Source organism: Streptomyces sp. R818 (genome assembly GCF_056172735.1).
Genome location: NZ_JAOCNE010000012.1, coordinates 606,694 through 623,384 on the forward strand (window position 1 = coordinate 606,694; position 16,691 = coordinate 623,384).

Annotated in this window: 15 protein-coding genes and 1 pseudogene; 8 read left to right on the forward strand and 8 right to left on the reverse strand. The window is 71.0% G+C overall.

Annotated features, from left to right (window positions below):
- Positions 1–44: 44 nt before the first annotated feature.
- Positions 45–1,346: an ion channel protein gene (locus tag N5I75_RS29125; RefSeq protein ID WP_476682195.1), complete on the reverse strand. Its 1,302-nt coding sequence runs from the start codon at positions 1,344–1,346 to the stop codon at positions 45–47.
- Positions 1,347–1,542: 196 nt separating this feature from the next.
- Here N5I75_RS29125 and N5I75_RS29130 point away from each other — a divergent pair, with 196 nt between their 5' ends.
- Both N5I75_RS29130 and N5I75_RS29135 read left to right on the forward strand, forming a co-directional pair.
- Positions 1,543–2,304 (forward strand): MerR family transcriptional regulator, encoded by a 762-nt coding sequence (locus tag N5I75_RS29130; RefSeq protein ID WP_476682197.1) that lies wholly within the window; start codon positions 1,543–1,545, stop codon positions 2,302–2,304.
- Between the two features lie 170 nt (positions 2,305–2,474).
- Positions 2,475–3,146, forward strand: a pseudogene (locus tag N5I75_RS29135) (DedA family protein); the annotation flags it as partial.
- A 55-nt stretch (positions 3,147–3,201) separates the two neighbouring features.
- Here N5I75_RS29135 and N5I75_RS29140 read toward each other — a convergent pair.
- Both N5I75_RS29140 and N5I75_RS29145 read right to left on the reverse strand, forming a co-directional pair.
- Entirely contained in the window at positions 3,202–4,866 is a 1,665-nt protein-coding gene (locus N5I75_RS29140; protein WP_476682199.1) for a threonine/serine exporter family protein, read from the reverse strand.
- A gap of 175 nt (positions 4,867–5,041) precedes the next feature.
- Positions 5,042–5,533 carry an inorganic diphosphatase gene (locus N5I75_RS29145; protein ID WP_164303342.1) on the reverse strand — a complete coding sequence of 164 codons (492 nt, stop codon included), beginning with the start codon at positions 5,531–5,533 and terminating at the stop codon, positions 5,042–5,044.
- Between the two features lie 86 nt (positions 5,534–5,619).
- On the opposite strand from N5I75_RS29145, the gene dacB reads away from it, so the two are divergent.
- From dacB to folE, 6 genes are all read left to right on the forward strand, one after another.
- Positions 5,620–7,122 (forward strand): D-alanyl-D-alanine carboxypeptidase/D-alanyl-D-alanine endopeptidase, encoded by a 1,503-nt coding sequence (dacB, locus tag N5I75_RS29150; protein WP_476682201.1) that lies wholly within the window; start codon positions 5,620–5,622, stop codon positions 7,120–7,122.
- A 303-nt stretch (positions 7,123–7,425) separates the two neighbouring features.
- Positions 7,426–8,571, forward strand: coding sequence for a zinc-dependent metalloprotease (locus N5I75_RS29155; RefSeq protein WP_476682203.1), 1,146 nt, complete (start codon positions 7,426–7,428; stop codon positions 8,569–8,571).
- 198 nt (positions 8,572–8,769) lie between these two features.
- Positions 8,770–9,795, forward strand: a complete 1,026-nt coding sequence (gene tilS / locus N5I75_RS29160; RefSeq protein WP_476682205.1) for a tRNA lysidine(34) synthetase TilS — start codon at positions 8,770–8,772, stop codon at positions 9,793–9,795.
- 65 nt (positions 9,796–9,860) lie between these two features.
- Positions 9,861–10,400 (forward strand): hypoxanthine phosphoribosyltransferase, encoded by a 540-nt coding sequence (hpt, locus tag N5I75_RS29165; RefSeq protein ID WP_476682207.1) that lies wholly within the window; start codon positions 9,861–9,863, stop codon positions 10,398–10,400.
- Between the two features lie 195 nt (positions 10,401–10,595).
- Positions 10,596–12,611 carry an ATP-dependent zinc metalloprotease FtsH gene (gene ftsH, locus N5I75_RS29170; protein WP_476682209.1) on the forward strand — a complete coding sequence of 672 codons (2,016 nt, stop codon included), beginning with the start codon at positions 10,596–10,598 and terminating at the stop codon, positions 12,609–12,611.
- Positions 12,612–12,721: 110 nt separating this feature from the next.
- Complete coding sequence (folE, locus tag N5I75_RS29175; protein ID WP_476682211.1) at positions 12,722–13,327, forward strand: GTP cyclohydrolase I FolE; 606 nt, start codon at positions 12,722–12,724, stop codon at positions 13,325–13,327.
- Between the two features lie 79 nt (positions 13,328–13,406).
- Here the strand turns inward: folE and N5I75_RS29180 are convergent, their stop codons facing one another.
- The 5 genes from N5I75_RS29180 to folP form a co-directional block, all read right to left on the reverse strand.
- Entirely contained in the window at positions 13,407–13,889 is a 483-nt protein-coding gene (locus tag N5I75_RS29180; RefSeq protein WP_476682213.1) for a DUF3180 domain-containing protein, read from the reverse strand.
- A gap of 66 nt (positions 13,890–13,955) precedes the next feature.
- A complete protein-coding gene (gene folK, locus N5I75_RS29185; RefSeq protein ID WP_476682215.1) occupies positions 13,956–14,555 on the reverse strand; it encodes a 2-amino-4-hydroxy-6-hydroxymethyldihydropteridine diphosphokinase in 600 nt (199 codons plus the stop codon).
- Positions 14,552–14,911, reverse strand: a complete 360-nt coding sequence (gene folB / locus N5I75_RS29190; protein ID WP_476682217.1) for a dihydroneopterin aldolase — start codon at positions 14,909–14,911, stop codon at positions 14,552–14,554. Before folB ends, folK begins: the two co-directional genes overlap by 4 nt.
- A gap of 211 nt (positions 14,912–15,122) precedes the next feature.
- Positions 15,123–15,680: a nuclear transport factor 2 family protein gene (locus N5I75_RS29195; RefSeq protein WP_476682219.1), complete on the reverse strand. Its 558-nt coding sequence runs from the start codon at positions 15,678–15,680 to the stop codon at positions 15,123–15,125.
- The gene (gene folP, locus N5I75_RS29200; protein ID WP_476682221.1) at positions 15,677–16,540 is read right to left on the reverse strand and encodes a dihydropteroate synthase; all 864 of its coding nucleotides are present in this window, start codon (positions 16,538–16,540) and stop codon (positions 15,677–15,679) included. The genes N5I75_RS29195 and folP overlap by 4 nt, the downstream gene beginning before the upstream one ends.
- Positions 16,541–16,691: the final 151 nt, after the last annotated feature.

The window sequence follows — 16,691 nt, forward strand, 5'->3', positions numbered from 1 at the left end:
TCAACTCCTGTGCGAGACGGGATTTTCCAGGACGGGCAGAGGTGTCAGCGCATGGACGTTCCGTCCTCCGAGAGTTGCATCTGGGCCCGCCCCGTCACCAGGAGCCAAGCGGGCAAAGAAGCTACGCACATGAGGGCGAGGATCGCGGGCGAGGCGACGAGCACGGCGGCGGTGAAGAGGCTGACCCAGCCCTGCCGGGTGATCGCGAGCAGCATTCCGAGGACGCCCGCCGCGACCCCGACCGAGACGTGGACGCCGGGGACGAGCGCGTGCGCGCACAGTCCGAACGCGGCGCCGACGAACACCGCCGGGAAGATCCGCCCGCCCCGGAACCCGCAGGACGCGGCGATCAGCAGCGCGGCCAGCTTCACCACGGTCATCACGGCGAACCGCCCCGCCGACCAGCCCTCGGGGTCGGCGGCCAGCTCGCCGACCTCCTCCAGGCCCTTGAACAGCGTCAGATGGCCGCCGAGCGCGCCGAGGAGGCCGAGCACGAGCCCGCCGAGCGGCAGCATCAGCAGGGGGTGCCGCAGGCGCCCGAACGCGCCATGGACGTAAGGGAAGGCGAGGACCGCGAGCATGCCGAGGAGGGTCGCGGCGCAGGCCACGACGATCGCGGCGAGCAGGTCGCCCCAGCCCGGCCGGTCGAAGCGGGGCAGGCCCAGGTCGAAGGAGGGCGAGGCGAGGAGGGTCGTGGTCAGCGCGCCCGCGGCGGCGGCGAGCAGCGGCCCGAAGAGGTTGTCCCAGAGCGAGCCCTTGATCGGCATCGGCTTGCCGGCCAGCGCCTCGGAGACGACGAGCGCGGCGGCGACCGGCGTCCCGAACAGCGCGCCGAGCGTCGCGGCCGAGGCGAGCGACACCCACAGCGCGCCGGGCGCCTTCGGCACCACCTTGCGGCCGAGCCAGAACGCCAGCGCGACATTGGTGGCGATGATCGGGTTCTCCGGGCCGAGGCTGGGCCCGCCCGCGAGCATCAGCGCCGCCGCGACGACCAGGCCCGGCAGGACGTACGGCGGCAGCGGCTCCTCGCCGCCGAGGCCGAGCGTCGCCGGGTCGGGGCCCGCGTGCCCGGGGGCCTTCCAGACGACGAGCCCGACGAGGATGCCGGTCGCCGTCAGCATGACGATCATCCAGAGCGCGGAGTACCGGCCGACACCGAGCGCGTCGGGCAGGTCGCTCCACAGCACGTCCTGGAGCCGCTCGGCGGCCCCGCTCACGGCGAGGAACAGCAGACTGCAACCGACGCCGACCACGAGCGCGGGCAGGACGAGCGGCAGCAGGGTGCGAGCGGAGACGGCGGGCTGGGCGGCCGGAGGCGGCGCGACGACGGCTTCATCAGGGCTCACGGCGACACTGTAAACGGACAATCAACGCATAACACCCGGACGCGGGGTCCGTGACCCCCGGAGTGCGGGCAGGGCTTGCACCTCACGCGGCGTGAGGACCCAGGCTTGCCACCACGGACGACAGCGGGAACGCGACGACGACGGCGGGAACGCGACGACGACGGCGGGAACGCGACGACGATCAGGAGGACCGGCGATGAGCTACCCCGTGGGCCAGGTGGCCGGATTCGCCGGTGTCACGGTGCGCACCCTGCACCACTACGACGAGATCGGCCTGCTCGCGCCGAGCGGGCGCAGCGGCGCGGGCCACCGCCGCTACAGCGACGCCGACCTCGACCGGCTCCAGCGCATCCTCTTCTACCGCGAGCTGGGCTTCCCGCTGGACGAGGTGCGCACCCTGCTCGACGACCCGGCGACGGACCCGCGCGAGCACCTGCGCCGCCAGCACGAGGTCCTCGTTGCCCGTATCGAACGACTGCAGAAGATGGCCGACGCCGTCGAACACGCCATGGAGGCAGAGAAGATGGGAATCCAGCTCACGCCCGAGGAGCGCTTCGAGGTCTTCGGGGACAAGGACCCCGAGAGGTACGCCCAGGAGGCCGAGGAGCGCTGGGGCGGCACGGAGGCGTACGCCGAGTCGCAGCGCCGGGCCGCCGGCTACACCAAGGAGGACTGGAAGCGGCTCCAGGCCGAGACCGACGACTGGAGCGCGCGCTACGCGGCCCTCGTCGCCTCCGGTGCCCCCGCGACGGGCGAGGCGGCGATGGACCTGGCGGAGGAGCACCGCGCGCACATCACGGGCTGGTTCTTCGAGTGCCCGTACGCGATGCACGTCTGCTTCGGCGACATGTACGTGGCCGACGAGCGGTTCAAGGCGTTCTACGACGCCATGGGCGAGGGCGTCGCGGAGCACCTGCGGGACGCCATCCACGCGAACGCCGCACGGCACGGTGGCTGACCGACAGGTTTGCCACAGTTGGGGCACAGTGCATCCTGAAGGGGCCACTGGAACCTGGCACAGGTGATGGGCGTTGATAACTTTGCATCACCATTGCCTTGCCTGACCTTCGACCTCCGTGTCGGTCTGTTCCGTATCGTTTCCCAAGCCCCCAGGAGCCCGGACCCGTGATGACGCTTGCTCTCGGACCAAGCTGGCTGGACCCGGACTATCTGCTGAACACGTTCGGCATCTGGGGACTGCTGCTGATCGTGTTCGCCGAGTCGGGGCTCCTGATCGGCTTCTTCCTGCCGGGCGACTCGCTCCTCTTCACCACGGGTCTGCTGATCACGGCGGGCACCCTGGACTTCCCGCTGTGGGGCGCGGTCGCGCTGATCTGCGTGGCGGCGATCCTGGGCGACCAGGCGGGCTACCTCTTCGGCAAGAAGGTCGGCCCGTCGCTGTTCCGGCGCCCCGACTCCAAGCTGTTTAAGCAGGAGAACGTGCAGAAGGCGCACGAGTTCTTCGAGAAGCACGGGCCGAAGTCGCTGGTCCTGGCCCGCTTCGTGCCGATCGTCCGCACGTTCACGCCGATCATCGCCGGTGTCTCCGGCATGAAGTACCGCTCGTTCATCACGTACAACGTGATCGGCGGCATCCTGTGGGGCGCGGGCGTGACGCTGCTCGGCTCCTGGCTCGGCAACATCGAGTTCGTGCACAAGAACATCGAGGCGATCCTGATCCTGATCGTCCTGATCTCGGTGGTGCCGATCGCGATCGAGTTCCTGCGGGCGCGCAGCAAGTCCAAGAAGGCGGCCCAGGAGGGTCCTGGCCCGGCCGGTGACCAGGCGCAGCCCCCGGCGCAGGGCCAGCGCGGCCGCCACGCCAAGCGGTAGCGGAACTCCGGTAGCAGAACCTCTAGAAGCCGCGCGTCCGCTTGGCCGCGCGGCGGTTCGCCGCCCCCGGCGAGCGCAGGAAGAGCCGGGAGATCTCACCACCGAGGTTCACCCCGATGGCGATGGCCAGGGCGAGCGCGGCCGCCTTGGACAGCGAGACGAGGCCCTGGTTCACGTCGTTGTGGGCGATCGCGAGCAGCCCGAAGTACGTGGCCGAACCGGGCAGCAGCGGGCCGATCGCGGCCGTGACGTAGGGCAGCGCCGACGCGAACCGGTAGCGCGAGAACAGCTGGCCGAACAGGCCGACGAGCCCGGCCGCGGCGGCGGTGGAGGCGACCGGCGAGATGCCGCCCGCGTCGTGCATCGCCCCGTAGACCACCCAGGCGACCCCGCCGTTGAGCGTCACGGCGAGCACGGTCGAACGTTCCTGCTGGAGCAGGACGGCGAAGGCGAGCGACAGCGCCATCGACGCGGCGATCTGCCAGTACGGCCGGTGGACGGGGTGCAGCGCCGCCTCGGGGTTCAGCTCCGCGTGCAGCTGCACACCCACGTAGAGCATGATCAGTACGCCGATGACGATGCCGACGAAGAAGTACATGACTTCGAGCAGGCGCGCCGAGGCCGTGATGTAGAAACCGGTCAGACCGTCCTGCACGCCCGCCACGAGGGCCCGTCCCGGCAGCAGCGCGAAGAGTCCACCGGTGATCACCGCCGACGCCTTCACGTCCACATGGGCGAGCGTGAGCACCAGGCCGATCGCGGCGGGCGGCATCGCGGCCACCGTGAACTGGTAGAACTCCGGGAATCCGCGGCCCGCGCACAGCCAGGCCAGCCGGTCGCCGAGCATCGCGCCGACCGCCGCCGCGATGAAGACGAGCAGGTCACCGCCGACGAGGATCGAGGCGGACCCGGCGAGCAGGCCGTTCGCGCCGGTCAGCGCCCAGCCGGGGTAGGGGTGGCGGTTGCGGCGGATCTCCGCGAGGCGCCGGTAGGCCTCCTCCAGGGTGACGACGACCTCGTCGTCCTCGTCGCTGATGTCGTCGACGAGCCGGAAGACGGCCGCGAGCCGGTTGTAGTCGGTGCCGCGACGGCGCACGGTCCGGGAGGCGGTCACCGGGTCGTCGACGAGCGACGGCTGGAAGGTGATCGACAGGAGCGTGAAGGTGACGGTCGGCTCGCAGCGGTCGAGCCCGTAGGAGCGGCAGACGGCGAACATCGCCGCCTCCACGTCCTCGGCGCCCTCGCCGCCCGCGAGCAGCAGCTCCCCGATACGCAGCGTCAGGTCGAGCACGCGCGGCACGGCGGGTCCCGCGTCGTCCTGCTTCTGCGCCGCCTCGGGCGCGGGCCGGTCGGCGACCGGCATCCGCAGCATCGTGCGCATCCGGTCCTGCCAGGGCGCCTCCCGGGTCAGCTTGACCATGGGGATGCCGTGCGCCGGGGTGAACGCGGGCGGGGACTGGCGCGAGCTGTAGGTGGCCGGCGGGGTGAAGGCGGAGCCCTCCGTGTCGGACGGTTCGGGCGCCTGGTAGCTCAGACCCTCGGGAAGCGCGAACTCCGAGGTGGTCGACGACTCCTCGTCCACCGGCGCAGGCGCCGACACCACCCCGATGGGCTGTGTGAACTGACTGCGGGCCTCGTCGGACTGCGGTTTGCGGTCCTCCAGGGCCTCCGTCTCCCGGTCCGTCACCTCTGTGACACCTCTGTGCTTTCCTCGCCCGACGTACGCCGCCTACGCACGTCTACGTACTAAGCGTCTGCCTCCCGTACGCCTCAGTATGCGCATGACTACACGAACGGGCCGCCCGACCCCGGCTGAGGTCGTGCGGCCCGTACGTGAACGCTTCGGTGAGTGACCGCTCGGGTCAGTGACCGCCCTGGTCCTGGGCGCGCTTGTAGGAGCGCTCGATCTCGGCCTCGGCCTCGGTGCGGCCCACCCAGTCGGCGCCCTCGACGGACTTGCCGGGCTCCAGGTCCTTGTAGACCTCGAAGAAGTGCTGGATCTCCAGGCGGTCGAACTCGGAGACGTGGTGGATGTCGCGCAGGTGCTCCATCCGCGGGTCCGTCGCGGGGACGCACAGCAGCTTGTCGTCGCCGCCGGCCTCGTCCGTCATCCGGAACATGCCGATGGCGCGGCACTTGATGAGGCAGCCCGGGAAGGTCGGCTCGTCCAGGATGACCAGGGCGTCCAGCGGGTCGCCGTCCTCGCCGAGGGTGTTCTCGACGAATCCGTAGTCCGTCGGGTAGGCGGTCGAGGTGAACAGACGACGGTCCAGACGGATCCGGCCGGACTCGTGGTCGACCTCGTACTTGTTCCGCGAACCCTTCGGAATCTCGATCGTGACGTCGAACTCCACCGGTGGCTCCTCCATGATCAACACATACGACTGGTGGTTAAGTGTCCCTCACGCAGGTGTGTGATCGCGAAAGGGGCTGGTCCGCGGTGCCGGAGCCGAAGGCTTCGCAGCTCTTGACGAGCGCGGCGAAGACCGCTGCCACAGCGGTGGTACGAGCGAGGACCAAGCACGTCGCGGCGGGCGCGACGGCGGTGGGCCTTGCCCTCGCCGCCGTCGTGGTGGCCACGACCGGTCCCTGGGACGCTTCCGGCCAGCGTAAGGCCGAGGCGGACCGGGTGGTCTCCCAGGCGGCCGGGGGTGGCGCAGATCACGGCGGCGCCCCGGGCACGCGCCCCGGCCTGCCGCCCGCCGCGCCGAGCGCCCCCGCGGTCCTCGCCGCGCCGGGCGCGACCGTGCCGGCGCCCACCCGCTCCGCCCTCGCCGACGTACTCGACCCGCTCCTGGGGGACCCCGCGCTCGGCACGCACCGCACGGCCGCGGTCGTCGACGCGGTCACCGGCAAGCGGCTCTACGGGAAGTCCGCGGGCGACGTCCTCACCCCGGCGTCCACGACCAAACTGGCCACGGCGGCCGCGGCCCTGTCGGCGGCGGGCCCCGATCACCGCATTGCGACCCGTACGGTCCTCGACAAGGCGGCCAAGAAGGTGGTTCTCGTCGGTGGCGGCGACCCCACCCTGACAGCACGTCAGAAGAATCCTTACGGCGCCGCCAGCCTGCGCACACTCGCCGACAAGACGGCCGCGTCGCTCAAGGCGGCCGGCACCACCGAGATCACCCTCGCCTACGACACCTCGCTCTACTCCGGGCCCGCCACCCACCCCATCGGCTTCAACGAGAACCTCGCCCAGGTCACCGCCCTGATGGTCGACGAGGGCCGTACCGACGACTCCACCAGCGGGCCCGCCACGCGCGCGGAGGACCCCGCCGCGTCGGCCGCCCGCACCTTCGCCGAACTGCTGCGTGAACGCGGCATCAGGACCAAGGGCGGCGACCCGCGCGCGGGCAAGGCACCCGGCAAGGCCGAGGACGTCGCCAAGGTGGAGTCGCCCCCGCTCTCCGCCCTCGTCGAGCGCATGCTGACGCACAGCGACAACGACATCGCCGAGGCCCTCGCCCGGCAGGCCGCCATCGCCGCGCACGAGGACCACTCCTTCGACGGCGCGGGCCGGGCCATAAGGAAACAGCTCGGCAAGCTCGGCCTGCCGCTCAAGGGCGTCCGCTTCGCCGACGGCAGCGGCCTCGACCGCGCCGACAAGATCTCCGCCGACCTCCTCACCGGCCTGCTCGCCGAAGCCGCCGAACCCGGCCGCCCCGAACTGCGCTCCCTGCTCACCGGGCTGCCCGTCGCGGGCTTCACCGGCACGCTCAGCAGCCGCTACGCCGACGCCGCCGACGCCTCGGGAACGGGCCTCGTCCGCGCCAAGACCGGCACCCTGACCGGCGTGAACACCCTGGCCGGCACGGTCGTCGACGCCGACGGCCGCCTCCTCGTCTTCGCCTTCATGGCCCAGGGCGCCCCCGGCCCCCAGTCGGCCCAGGCGGGCCTGGACCGCATGGCGTCCTCGGTCGCGAACTGCGGTTGCCGTTGACCAGGTAGGGAGCGATGCGCCGCGGGCGGACACCGGTCCGCTCGCCCGACGGGCGTCAAAAGCGGCTCCTGCGTCCGCGTAGCCCTTCGTGGACTCCACCGGAATCCGCGCCGGTGACCCCGCCGCTGCGGCAGGCATCCCCCGGAACCGGTCCCGTCGGTGCCGGGCCGGCGTGGACCCGTCCTGGGTCGGCTCGGGCGCCCCCGGATCCCGCTCGCCCGGCGGACGCCGATCGCGGCTGCCGCTGAACACAGCCGGGCGCAACCCCCTCCGTGTGCGGAAGGGGTCACGTACCGTTGACGCATGACGAGCATCGGCGGTGCTGCCAGTTCAGGGATGGTCGACTGGAACCTCGCGGTGGCGACCGCGACCCGACTCGTACGACCAGGTCCGGAAGTCAGCCGCGACGAGGCACGGGCCATCGTCGCGGAGCTGCGCCGGCACGCCAAGTCCTCCGAGGAGCACGTACGCGCGTACACGCGCATGGCGACCGAGGACGCGCACGACACTCCCGTCCTCGTCGTGGACCGGCCGGGCTGGGTGCGGGCCAACGTCGAGGGCTTCCGCGAGATCCTGCGGCCCCTCCTCGACAAGATGCAGGAGCGGCGCTCGGGCGCGGGCGGCGCCGTGCTCGGCGCGGTCGGCGGCAAGGTCACCGGCGTCGAACTCGGCATGCTCCTGTCGTTCATGTCCTCCCGCGTCCTCGGCCAGTACGAGACCTTCGCCCCGGCCTCGCGCGACCTGCCCGCATCGCCGACCGGCGGTGGCCGCCTCCTCCTCGTCGCGCCGAACATCGTGCACGTCGAGCGCGAGCTGGAGGTCGACCCGCACGACTTCCGGCTCTGGGTCTGCCTCCACGAGGAGACGCACCGCACCCAGTTCACCGCCGTCCCCTGGCTCCGCGACCACCTCGAGGGCGAGATCCAGTCCTTCCTCGCCGAGACCGAGGTCGACCCCTCCACGTTCCTGGAGCGCATCAGGGAAGCCGCCCAGTCCCTCGCGGGCGGACGCCCCGAGGGCGAGGAGGACGACGGCGGACGCTCCCTCGTCGAGCTCGTGCAGTCCCCGGCCCAGCGCGAGATCCTCGCCCGCCTCACCGCCGTCATGTCCCTGCTCGAAGGCCACGCGGACTTCGTGATGGACGGCGTCGGACCCGCCGTCGTGCCGACGGTCGCGGAGATCCGCGAGAAGTTCCAGCAGCGCAGGCAGAAGGGCGCCTCCCGGCTCGACCTCGCGCTGCGCAAGCTCCTCGGCCTCGACGCCAAGCTGCGCCAGTACCGCGACGGCGAGCGGTTCGTGCGCGCCGTCGTCGACCAGGTCGGCATGGACGGCTTCAACCGCGTCTGGACGTCGCCCAACACGCTCCCCACCAAGGCCGAGATCGCCAAACCCGCGGACTGGGTCGCGCGGGTGCACAACAAGGCGGACGGGGCTCACGACGCCGAGTGAGTGGCGTCCGGTATTGCTCAGGATCACCCATCCGAGGGACCGTGGCCCGCGGGTAGGCGTGCGATGCTCAGGGAATGGCTCGGCTCTGTCACCATCGAGGCACTCTGCGTGACCGAACCCACCGGACAAGCGTTGAGCGACTGAGCCAGCTCTCTTTCTGGCGCCCACCTCCCAGACACGGAACGAAGGGAACCGGACATGGGTCCCCATCCTGCGGTCGCGGCGATACGCCTGGCGGTCCGCCGCGTACTCCACGACATCCTCAGCTCACAACCCCAGCCCCCCGGCACCGAGCAGCCGCACGGCCCCCTCGTGCTCGTCGCCTGCTCCGGCGGCGCCGACTCCATGGCGCTCGCCTCCGCCCTCGCCTTCGAGGCGCCCAAGCTCGGCGTCCGCGCCGGCGGCATCACCGTCGACCACGGTCTGCAGCCCGGCTCCGACGCCCGGGCCGAGGATGTCGTCCTGCGTCTGACCGCCCTCGGCCTGAACCCCGCCGAGTCCGTCGCCGTCCGGGTCGGCCGCGAAGGCGGCCCCGAAGCCGCCGCCCGCGACGCCCGCTACGCCGCCCTCGACGACGCCGCCCAGCGCCACGGCGCCGCCGCCGTCCTGCTCGGCCACACCCGCGACGACCAGGCCGAAACCGTCCTGCTCGGTCTCGCCCGCGGCTCCGGCATCCGCTCCCTGTCCGGCATGGCCCCCGTCTCCGGCCGGCCAGGGGCCGAACGCCGCTACCGGCGCCCCTTCCTCCAGCTCGACCGGCAGACCGCCCGCAAGGCCTGCCTCGTGCAGCACCTGCCCGTCTGGGACGACCCGCACAACACCGACCCCGCCTACACCCGCTCCCGGCTCCGCCACGAAGGACTGCCCGCCCTGGAGAAGGCGCTCGGCAAGGGCGTCGTCGAGGCGCTCGCCCGTACGGCCCAGCTCTCCCGGGACGATGCGGACGCCCTCGACACCTGGGCCAGAGAAGCCGCCGACTCCGTACGGGACGCGGCAGGGCTCCTGGAATGCGCCAAGCTCTACGCGCTCCCGCCCGCCGTACGCCGCCGCATCCTGCGCAAAGCCGCCATCGAGGCGGGCGCCCCGGCCGGCGCGCTCTTCGCCCGGCACATCGAGGAAGTCGACCGTCTGATCACCGGCTGGCGCGGCCAGGGAGAGATCAACCTCCCGGGCAAAGTCCTCGCTCAGCGGCAGGGTGGCAGACTGGTCATCCGGCAAGGCTGACACCGCGGCTCACGTCGCGGCGGCCGGTGGGACGACCGAAAGTGATGCGGGTGGACGCGAAAGACATGAGCACCGACCTCAAGTCGGTGCTCATCACCAAGGAAGAGATCGACGCGAAGCTGGCCGAACTGGCCGGCAAGGTCGACGCGGAGTACGCGGGCAAGGACCTGCTGATCGTCGGGGTCCTCAAGGGCGCCGTCATGGTCATGGCGGACCTGGCACGCGCCCTGTCCACCCCCGTCACGATGGACTGGATGGCCGTGTCCTCGTACGGCGCGGGCACCCAGTCCTCCGGCGTCGTGCGGATCCTCAAGGACCTCGACACCGACATCAAGGGCAAGCACGTCCTGATCGTCGAGGACATCATCGACTCCGGGCTGACCCTGTCCTGGCTGCTCACCAACCTCGGCTCGCGCGAGCCCGCCTCCCTCGAGGTCTGCACGCTGCTGCGCAAGCCGGAGGCGGCCAAGGTCGCGATCGACGTGAAGTGGGTCGGCTTCGACATCCCGAACGAGTTCGTCGTCGGGTACGGCCTGGACTACGCGGAGAAGTACCGCAACCTGCCGTTCGTCGGCACGCTCGCGCCGCACGTCTACGGCGGCTGAGCACCCGCGAGGCGGCCGGGAACCCTTCCGGGCTCCCCGCCGTTGGAGCATGCGAAGGGTCGTTTGTCGGTCGTCCCCTGCGGCGTCGGGTGACAATGCTGGGGTACCGTCCGAAGAACAGTTCTTCAAACAGCTTCAAACAGCCTTATCAAACTCACTATGGCAGGAGGGACGGGGCGTCATCGCTCCGTATGGATGGACGTGAAGCGATACTTCCGTGGGCCGGTCATGTGGATCGTGCTGGCCGTCCTTGCCGTGGTCGTGTTGATGCAGGTCGTCGGTTCGTCCGGCGGCTACAAGACGGTGGACACCGGCCAGGTCATTCAGGCCATCAACGACAACAAGGTGGAGTCGGCCAAGCTCACCACCGGCGATGAGAGCACCATCAAGGCCGAGCTGAAGGACGGCCAGAAGGTCGACGGCTCGAGCAAGATCCAGGCCAGCTACATCGGCGACCAGGGCGTCGACGTGGCCAAGAGTCTGCAGGCCAAGTTCGAGGACAAGCAGATCCCCGACGGGTACACCGTTTCCCCGTCGAAGCAGAACCCCTTCGTGGGCATCCTGCTCTCCCTGCTGCCGTTCGTCCTCATCGTCGTCGTCTTCCTGTTCCTGATGAATCAGATGCAGGGCGGCGGCTCCCGGGTCATGCAGTTCGGGAAGTCCAAGGCCAAGCTCATCACCAAGGACACCCCGAAGACGACCTTCGCCGACGTGGCCGGATCGGACGAGGCCGTCGAGGAGCTCCACGAGATCAAGGAGTTCCTCCAGGAACCGGCCAAGTTCCAGGCCGTCGGCGCCAAGATCCCCAAGGGCGTGCTGCTCTACGGCCCGCCCGGAACCGGCAAGACGCTCCTCGCGCGCGCCGTCGCCGGTGAGGCCGGGGTCCCGTTCTACTCGATCTCCGGTTCCGACTTCGTCGAGATGTTCGTCGGTGTCGGCGCCTCCCGCGTCCGTGACCTCTTCGAGCAGGCCAAGGCGAACGCCCCGGCGATCGTCTTCGTCGACGAGATCGACGCGGTCGGCCGCCACCGCGGCGCCGGCCTCGGCGGCGGTCACGACGAGCGCGAGCAGACGCTCAACCAGCTGCTCGTCGAGATGGACGGCTTCGACGTGAAGGGCGGCGTCATCCTGATCGCCGCCACCAACCGGCCCGACATCCTCGACCCCGCGCTGCTGCGCCCCGGCCGCTTCGACCGGCAGATCGCCGTCGACCGCCCGGACATGCAGGGCCGCCTCGAGATCCTCAAGGTGCACCAGAAGGGCAAGCCCGTCGCGCCCGACGTCGACCTGTCGGCCGTCGCCCGCCGCACCCCCGGCTTCACCGGTGCCGATCTGTCGAACGTGCTGAACGAGGCCGCGCTGCTCACGGCCCGCTCGGACCTGAAGCTGATCGACAACAAGATGCTGGACGAGGCGATCGACCGCGTGGTCGCGGGCCCGCAGAAGCGGACCCGGATCATGTCGGACAAGGAGAAGAAGATCACCGCGTACCACGAGGGCGGACACGCCCTGGTCGCGGCGGCCTCCCCGAACTCCGACCCGGTCCACAAGATCACGATCCTCTCGCGCGGCCGTGCCCTCGGCTACACGATGGTGCTCCCGGACGAGGACAAGTACTCGACCACGCGCAACGAGATGCTCGACCAGCTCGCCTACATGCTGGGCGGCCGCGCGGCCGAGGAGCTCGTCTTCCACGACCCGACCACGGGTGCCGCGAACGACATCGAGAAGGCCACCGGTACGGCCCGCGCGATGGTCACGCAGTACGGCATGACCGAGCGGCTCGGCGCGATCAAGTTCGGCGGTGACAACACGGAGCCGTTCCTGGGCCGTGAGATGGGTCACCAGCGCGACTACTCGGAAGAGGTCGCGGCGCTCGTCGACGAAGAGGTCAAGAAGCTCATCGAGACCGCGCACAACGAGGCGTGGGAGATCCTCGTCGAGAACCGCGACGTCCTGGACAACCTGGTCCTCGCGCTGCTCGAGAAGGAGACGCTGAACAAGGAGGAGATCGCCGAGATCTTCGCCCCGATCGTGAAGCGCCCGGCCCGCCCCGCGTGGACCGGCTCCTCCCGCCGCACCCCCTCGACCCGCCCGCCGGTGCTCTCCCCCAAGGAGCTGTCGCTGACGAACGGGGCGAACGGATCGGCACCCGCCATCGAGACCACCACCCCGGTGGACACGGTGAAGGAAGACCGCCCCGAGAGCTGACCCGAGTCGACACAAGGCCCGGAATGCAGGCCGCGTCCCCCACGCTTTACGGTGTGGGGGACGCGGCCTTTTGCGCTGCCGCGCCTGCACATGACGAGAAGAGGCACCTCATGACCGACCCGGTGACGCTGGACGGCGACGGCACGATCGGCGAGTTCGACGAGAAGCGCGCCGAGAACGCCATACGCGAACTGCTCATCGCCGTCGGCGAGGACCCGGACCGCGAGGGCCTCCGGGAGACCCCGGGCCGGGTGGCACGCGCGTACAGGGAGATATTCGCGGGGCTGTGGCAGAAGCCCGAGGATGTCCTGACGACGACGTTCGACCTCGGACACGACGAGATGGTCCTGGTCAAGGACATCGAAGTGCAGTCGAGCTGTGAACACCACCTGGTGCCGTTCGTGGGTGTCGCCCACGTCGGCTACATCCCGTCCTCCGACGGCAAGATCACGGGCCTCTCCAAGCTGGCCCGCCTCGTCGACGTCTACGCCCGCCGTCCGCAGGTCCAGGAGCGCCTGACCACGCAGATCGCGGACTCCCTGATGGAGATCCTGGAGCCGCGCGGCGTCATCGTCGTCGTCGAGTGCGAGCACATGTGCATGTCGATGCGGGGTGTCCGCAAGCACGGCGCCAAGACGATCACCTCGGCGGTGCGGGGGCAGATGCGGGACGCGGCGACCCGCAACGAGGCAATGAGCCTGATCATCGGGCGCTGAGCCTGATCCATCGGGTGCTGAGCCCGGACTGCCGGGTGCTGAGCCCGGACTGCCGGGCGCTGAGCCCGGTCCTGGTCGGTCAGGCCGCCGTGGCTGTGCCCTCTGTGTCGTCGTCCTCGGGGAGTTTGCAGATGCGCTCCAGGAAGAGGGCCGCCGCTATCACCGCGATGCCGGCGAGGACCGAGAAGCCGGCGTAGATGGCCTGATCGCGGCGGGCCGGGACCTCCAGCCACTCCAGGAGGAAGGCTCCGGTACCGCCGTACATCCCGGCCACGAGGGCCGCGACCAGCGCGCTGGCCTGGCCGAAGACGAGTGCCCGGGCGGCCATCATCGGGTTGACGCCCTTCGCCTCGGGGCGGCGCTCGCGCTGGGCCTTCAGCCGGGAGCGGATGGACAGGGCCGTCGCGAGCAGCACGGCGGCGATCACCGCCAGGACGATCGGTGCGGCCAGCGGGACCTTCGGCAGCGTGCCGAGGGAGTCCCAGAGCCGGGCGCCGGCCCAGGACAGCACCCCGGCGGCCAGGAACAGGCCCGCCAGCGTCCTGATGCGCAGTTGCTTCATCCCCGTACGTCGCCCCTCATGTGTCCTGGGCCTCGTGTTCTCGGCCTGCCCGCACGACCTTAACGATTACTCGGGCAGCCGGAGTTCCAGGTCGCCGCGCGGCGCCACGCCGTCCCTGGCCACGCCGGAGAGCAGGGTGGCGACCGGGCCGCGGCCGGGCAGCTGGGCGTCCGGCTCCACGTCGTGCCAGGGGGCGAGGACGAAGGCGCGCTCGTGGGCGCGCGGGTGCGGCAGCGTGAGCACCGGGTCGTCGGAGACCTCCTCGGCGTACGCGACGATGTCGACGTCGATGGTGCGCGGGCCCCAGCGCTCGTCCCGGACGCGGTGGAACGCCTCCTCGACGGCGTGGGCGCGCTCCAGGAGCGAGGCGGGCGGCAGCGTCGTCTTCAGCACCACCACCGCGTTGAAGTACGAGGGCTGGCTGCCGGGCTCGACGCCCCACGGCTCCGTCTCGTACACCGGCGAGACCGCTTTGACGCGGACGCCGGGGGTGTCCTCCAGGGCGTCGACGGCGCCCTGGAGCGTCTCCAGGCGGTTGCCCAGGTTGGCGCCGAGGGAGAGGACGGCGCGCTGGGGGTTGGAGAGGGTGGTGTCGGCGGCGTCGACCTGTTCCGTCACGGAGGTCGGCACCGGCTGGACGGTCGGGTCGAACTGAGTCTGGTTCATACTCGGCTCCGGGTGATGGTGACGGTCACGTCGTCGAAGGGCACGGTGATCGGCGCGTCCGGCTTGTGGACGACCACCTCGACCTCCAGTACCCCGTCGTGCTTCAGGCAGGTTCGGGCGATGCGCTCCGCGAGCGTCTCGATGAGGTCGACCGGCTCACCTGCGACGACGGCGACGACCTCCTCCGCCACGATGCCGTAGTGCACGGTCTTCGCCAGGTCGTCGTCGGCCGCGGCCGCCCGGGTGTCGAGTCCGAGCACCAGGTCCACGATGAAGGTCTGGCCCTCTTCGCGTTCCTTGGGGAAGACGCCATGGTGCCCGCGGGCCTTGAGGCCGCGCAGCGCGACACGATCCACGCGAATCACTCCTGCAGTCGTCGGTGAAGGCCGGTCCCGCCGATGTGCGGTCGACGTGACGGCCTCTGGCGAATCTACCTGCGAGCACTGACAGCACTCGCCCGCGGGGGCTATGGACAGTGGGGCCCGCGGCTGGTAGCCGCCCATACCCAGCGAGCCGGGAAACCAACCCCGGGAAGGGATTCCGCGGTTCCGCAAGAGCGATTACCACTCAGGCGAGTGGTCCGCCGTCCTCGGGGTTGTCGGGGAAGCCTTCGTCACCGGCGCTGTCGGCGAGGCGCGCGCCGTCCGTGTCGTCGTCCGACTCCGCGAGCACCGGCGACGCGTGGTGGGACCACAGTTTCCAGCCGTCACGGGTGCGCCGGAACACGTTCGTGGCGACGACGAGCTGGCCGACGAGCGGGCCCAGCTCGTCGGAGTCGGCGGGGGCGGGGCCGCCGCTGAGGATGTTCTCCGTGCAGGTCACGAGGGCCGTGTCGGCGACGACGCTGATCCGTACGTCGGTCAGGAAGAACTGGATGTACTCGGTGTTCGCCATGATCAGCGCGTAGGAGCGGAGCACCTCGCCGCGTCCGGTGAGGACCGGCCAGCCCGGGTGCACGCAGCTGATCGAGGTGTCCTCGGCGTCGTCCGGATCCGCGTCCTCGGCGTAGGAGACGTCCTCGGGCGCCAGCCACAGGGACGTCAGCTCCTCGAAGTCGCCGCGCTCCATCGCCTCGTAGTAGGCGCGGTTCGCGTCCTCGACGGCCTGGGTGTCGGTGCTGGTCACCGGGCTCCCTCGACGGCGCGGGCCACCCGGACCGCGTCGGCGGTGGCCCGGACCTCGTGGACGCGCACCGCCCAGGCGCCGGTGTGCGCGGCGAGGGCCGAGACGGCGGCGGTGGCCGCGTCGCGCTCGCGCGCGGGCGGCGGGGCGCCCTCCTGGCCGGCCAGGACGTGGCCCAGGAACCGCTTGCGGGAGGCCGCGACCAGGACCGGGTGGCCGAGGGCGCGGAGTTCGCCGAGGTGGGCGAGGAGGGCGAGGTCGTGCGCGGGTTCCTTGGAGAAGCCGAGGCCCGGGTCGACGACGATGTGCTCGGGGGCGACGCCGCCCTCGATGATGGCCTCCACGCGCGCGTGCAGTTCGCTCACGACCTCGGCGACGACGTCCTGGTAGCTGCCGCGGATGGTGGCGCCCTCCAGGAAGCCGCGCCAGTGCATCACCACGAAGGGCGCCCCTGCGGCGGCGACGACCGGGATCATCGCCGGGTCGGCGAGACCGCCGCTCACGTCGTTGACCAGGACCGCGCCCGCCGCGAGCGACTGCTCGGCGACGCTGGCGCGCATGGTGTCGACCGAGACGGTGACGCCCTCGCCCGCGAGGCCGCGCACGACGGGGATGACGCGCTTGAGCTCCTCGTCCTCGTCGACCCGGGTCGCGCCGGGCCGGGTGGACTCGCCGCCGACGTCCACGAGGTCGGCGCCTTGCGCCACCAGGTCGAGGCCGTGCTTGATCGCCGCGGTGGTGTCGAACCAGCGGCCCCCGTCGGAGAACGAGTCGGGCGTCACGTTGACGACGCCCATGACCGCGCAGCGGTCCCAGACGGGGAGGTGGGCTACGTGGCCGCGGTGGACCTGCGACGTGCTCATGGCTTCCAGCCTAGAGCCGGACCCGGTGGGCCCGCGCCGGGGTGGGCGACTGACGGGGGAGGGCAGCGACGTGCGTCGCCGGGCGCGGGCTCGTCGTGGTTGCCCGCGCCGTTCCCCGCGCCCCTGCGGCATGTCTGTGCAGCCCGTGTTC

What these genes read in the sequence shown, in the direction of transcription:
- folP (WP_476682221.1), bottom strand. Translation starts at nt 16,540, where the DNA reads ATGAGCACGTCGCAGGTCCACCGCGGCCACGTAGCCCACCTCCCCGTC.
- N5I75_RS29180 (WP_476682213.1), bottom strand. Translation starts at nt 13,889, where the DNA reads ATGAAGCAACTGCGCATCAGGACGCTGGCGGGCCTGTTCCTGGCCGCC.
- tilS (WP_476682205.1), top strand. Translation starts at nt 8,770, where the DNA reads ATGGGTCCCCATCCTGCGGTCGCGGCGATACGCCTGGCGGTCCGCCGC.
- N5I75_RS29130 (WP_476682197.1), top strand. Translation starts at nt 1,543, where the DNA reads ATGAGCTACCCCGTGGGCCAGGTGGCCGGATTCGCCGGTGTCACGGTG.
- folK (WP_476682215.1), bottom strand. Translation starts at nt 14,555, where the DNA reads ATGAACCAGACTCAGTTCGACCCGACCGTCCAGCCGGTGCCGACCTCC.
- hpt (WP_476682207.1), top strand. Translation starts at nt 9,861, where the DNA reads ATGAGCACCGACCTCAAGTCGGTGCTCATCACCAAGGAAGAGATCGAC.
- ftsH (WP_476682209.1), top strand. Translation starts at nt 10,596, where the DNA reads ATGGACGTGAAGCGATACTTCCGTGGGCCGGTCATGTGGATCGTGCTG.
- folE (WP_476682211.1), top strand. Translation starts at nt 12,722, where the DNA reads ATGACCGACCCGGTGACGCTGGACGGCGACGGCACGATCGGCGAGTTC.
- N5I75_RS29155 (WP_476682203.1), top strand. Translation starts at nt 7,426, where the DNA reads ATGACGAGCATCGGCGGTGCTGCCAGTTCAGGGATGGTCGACTGGAAC.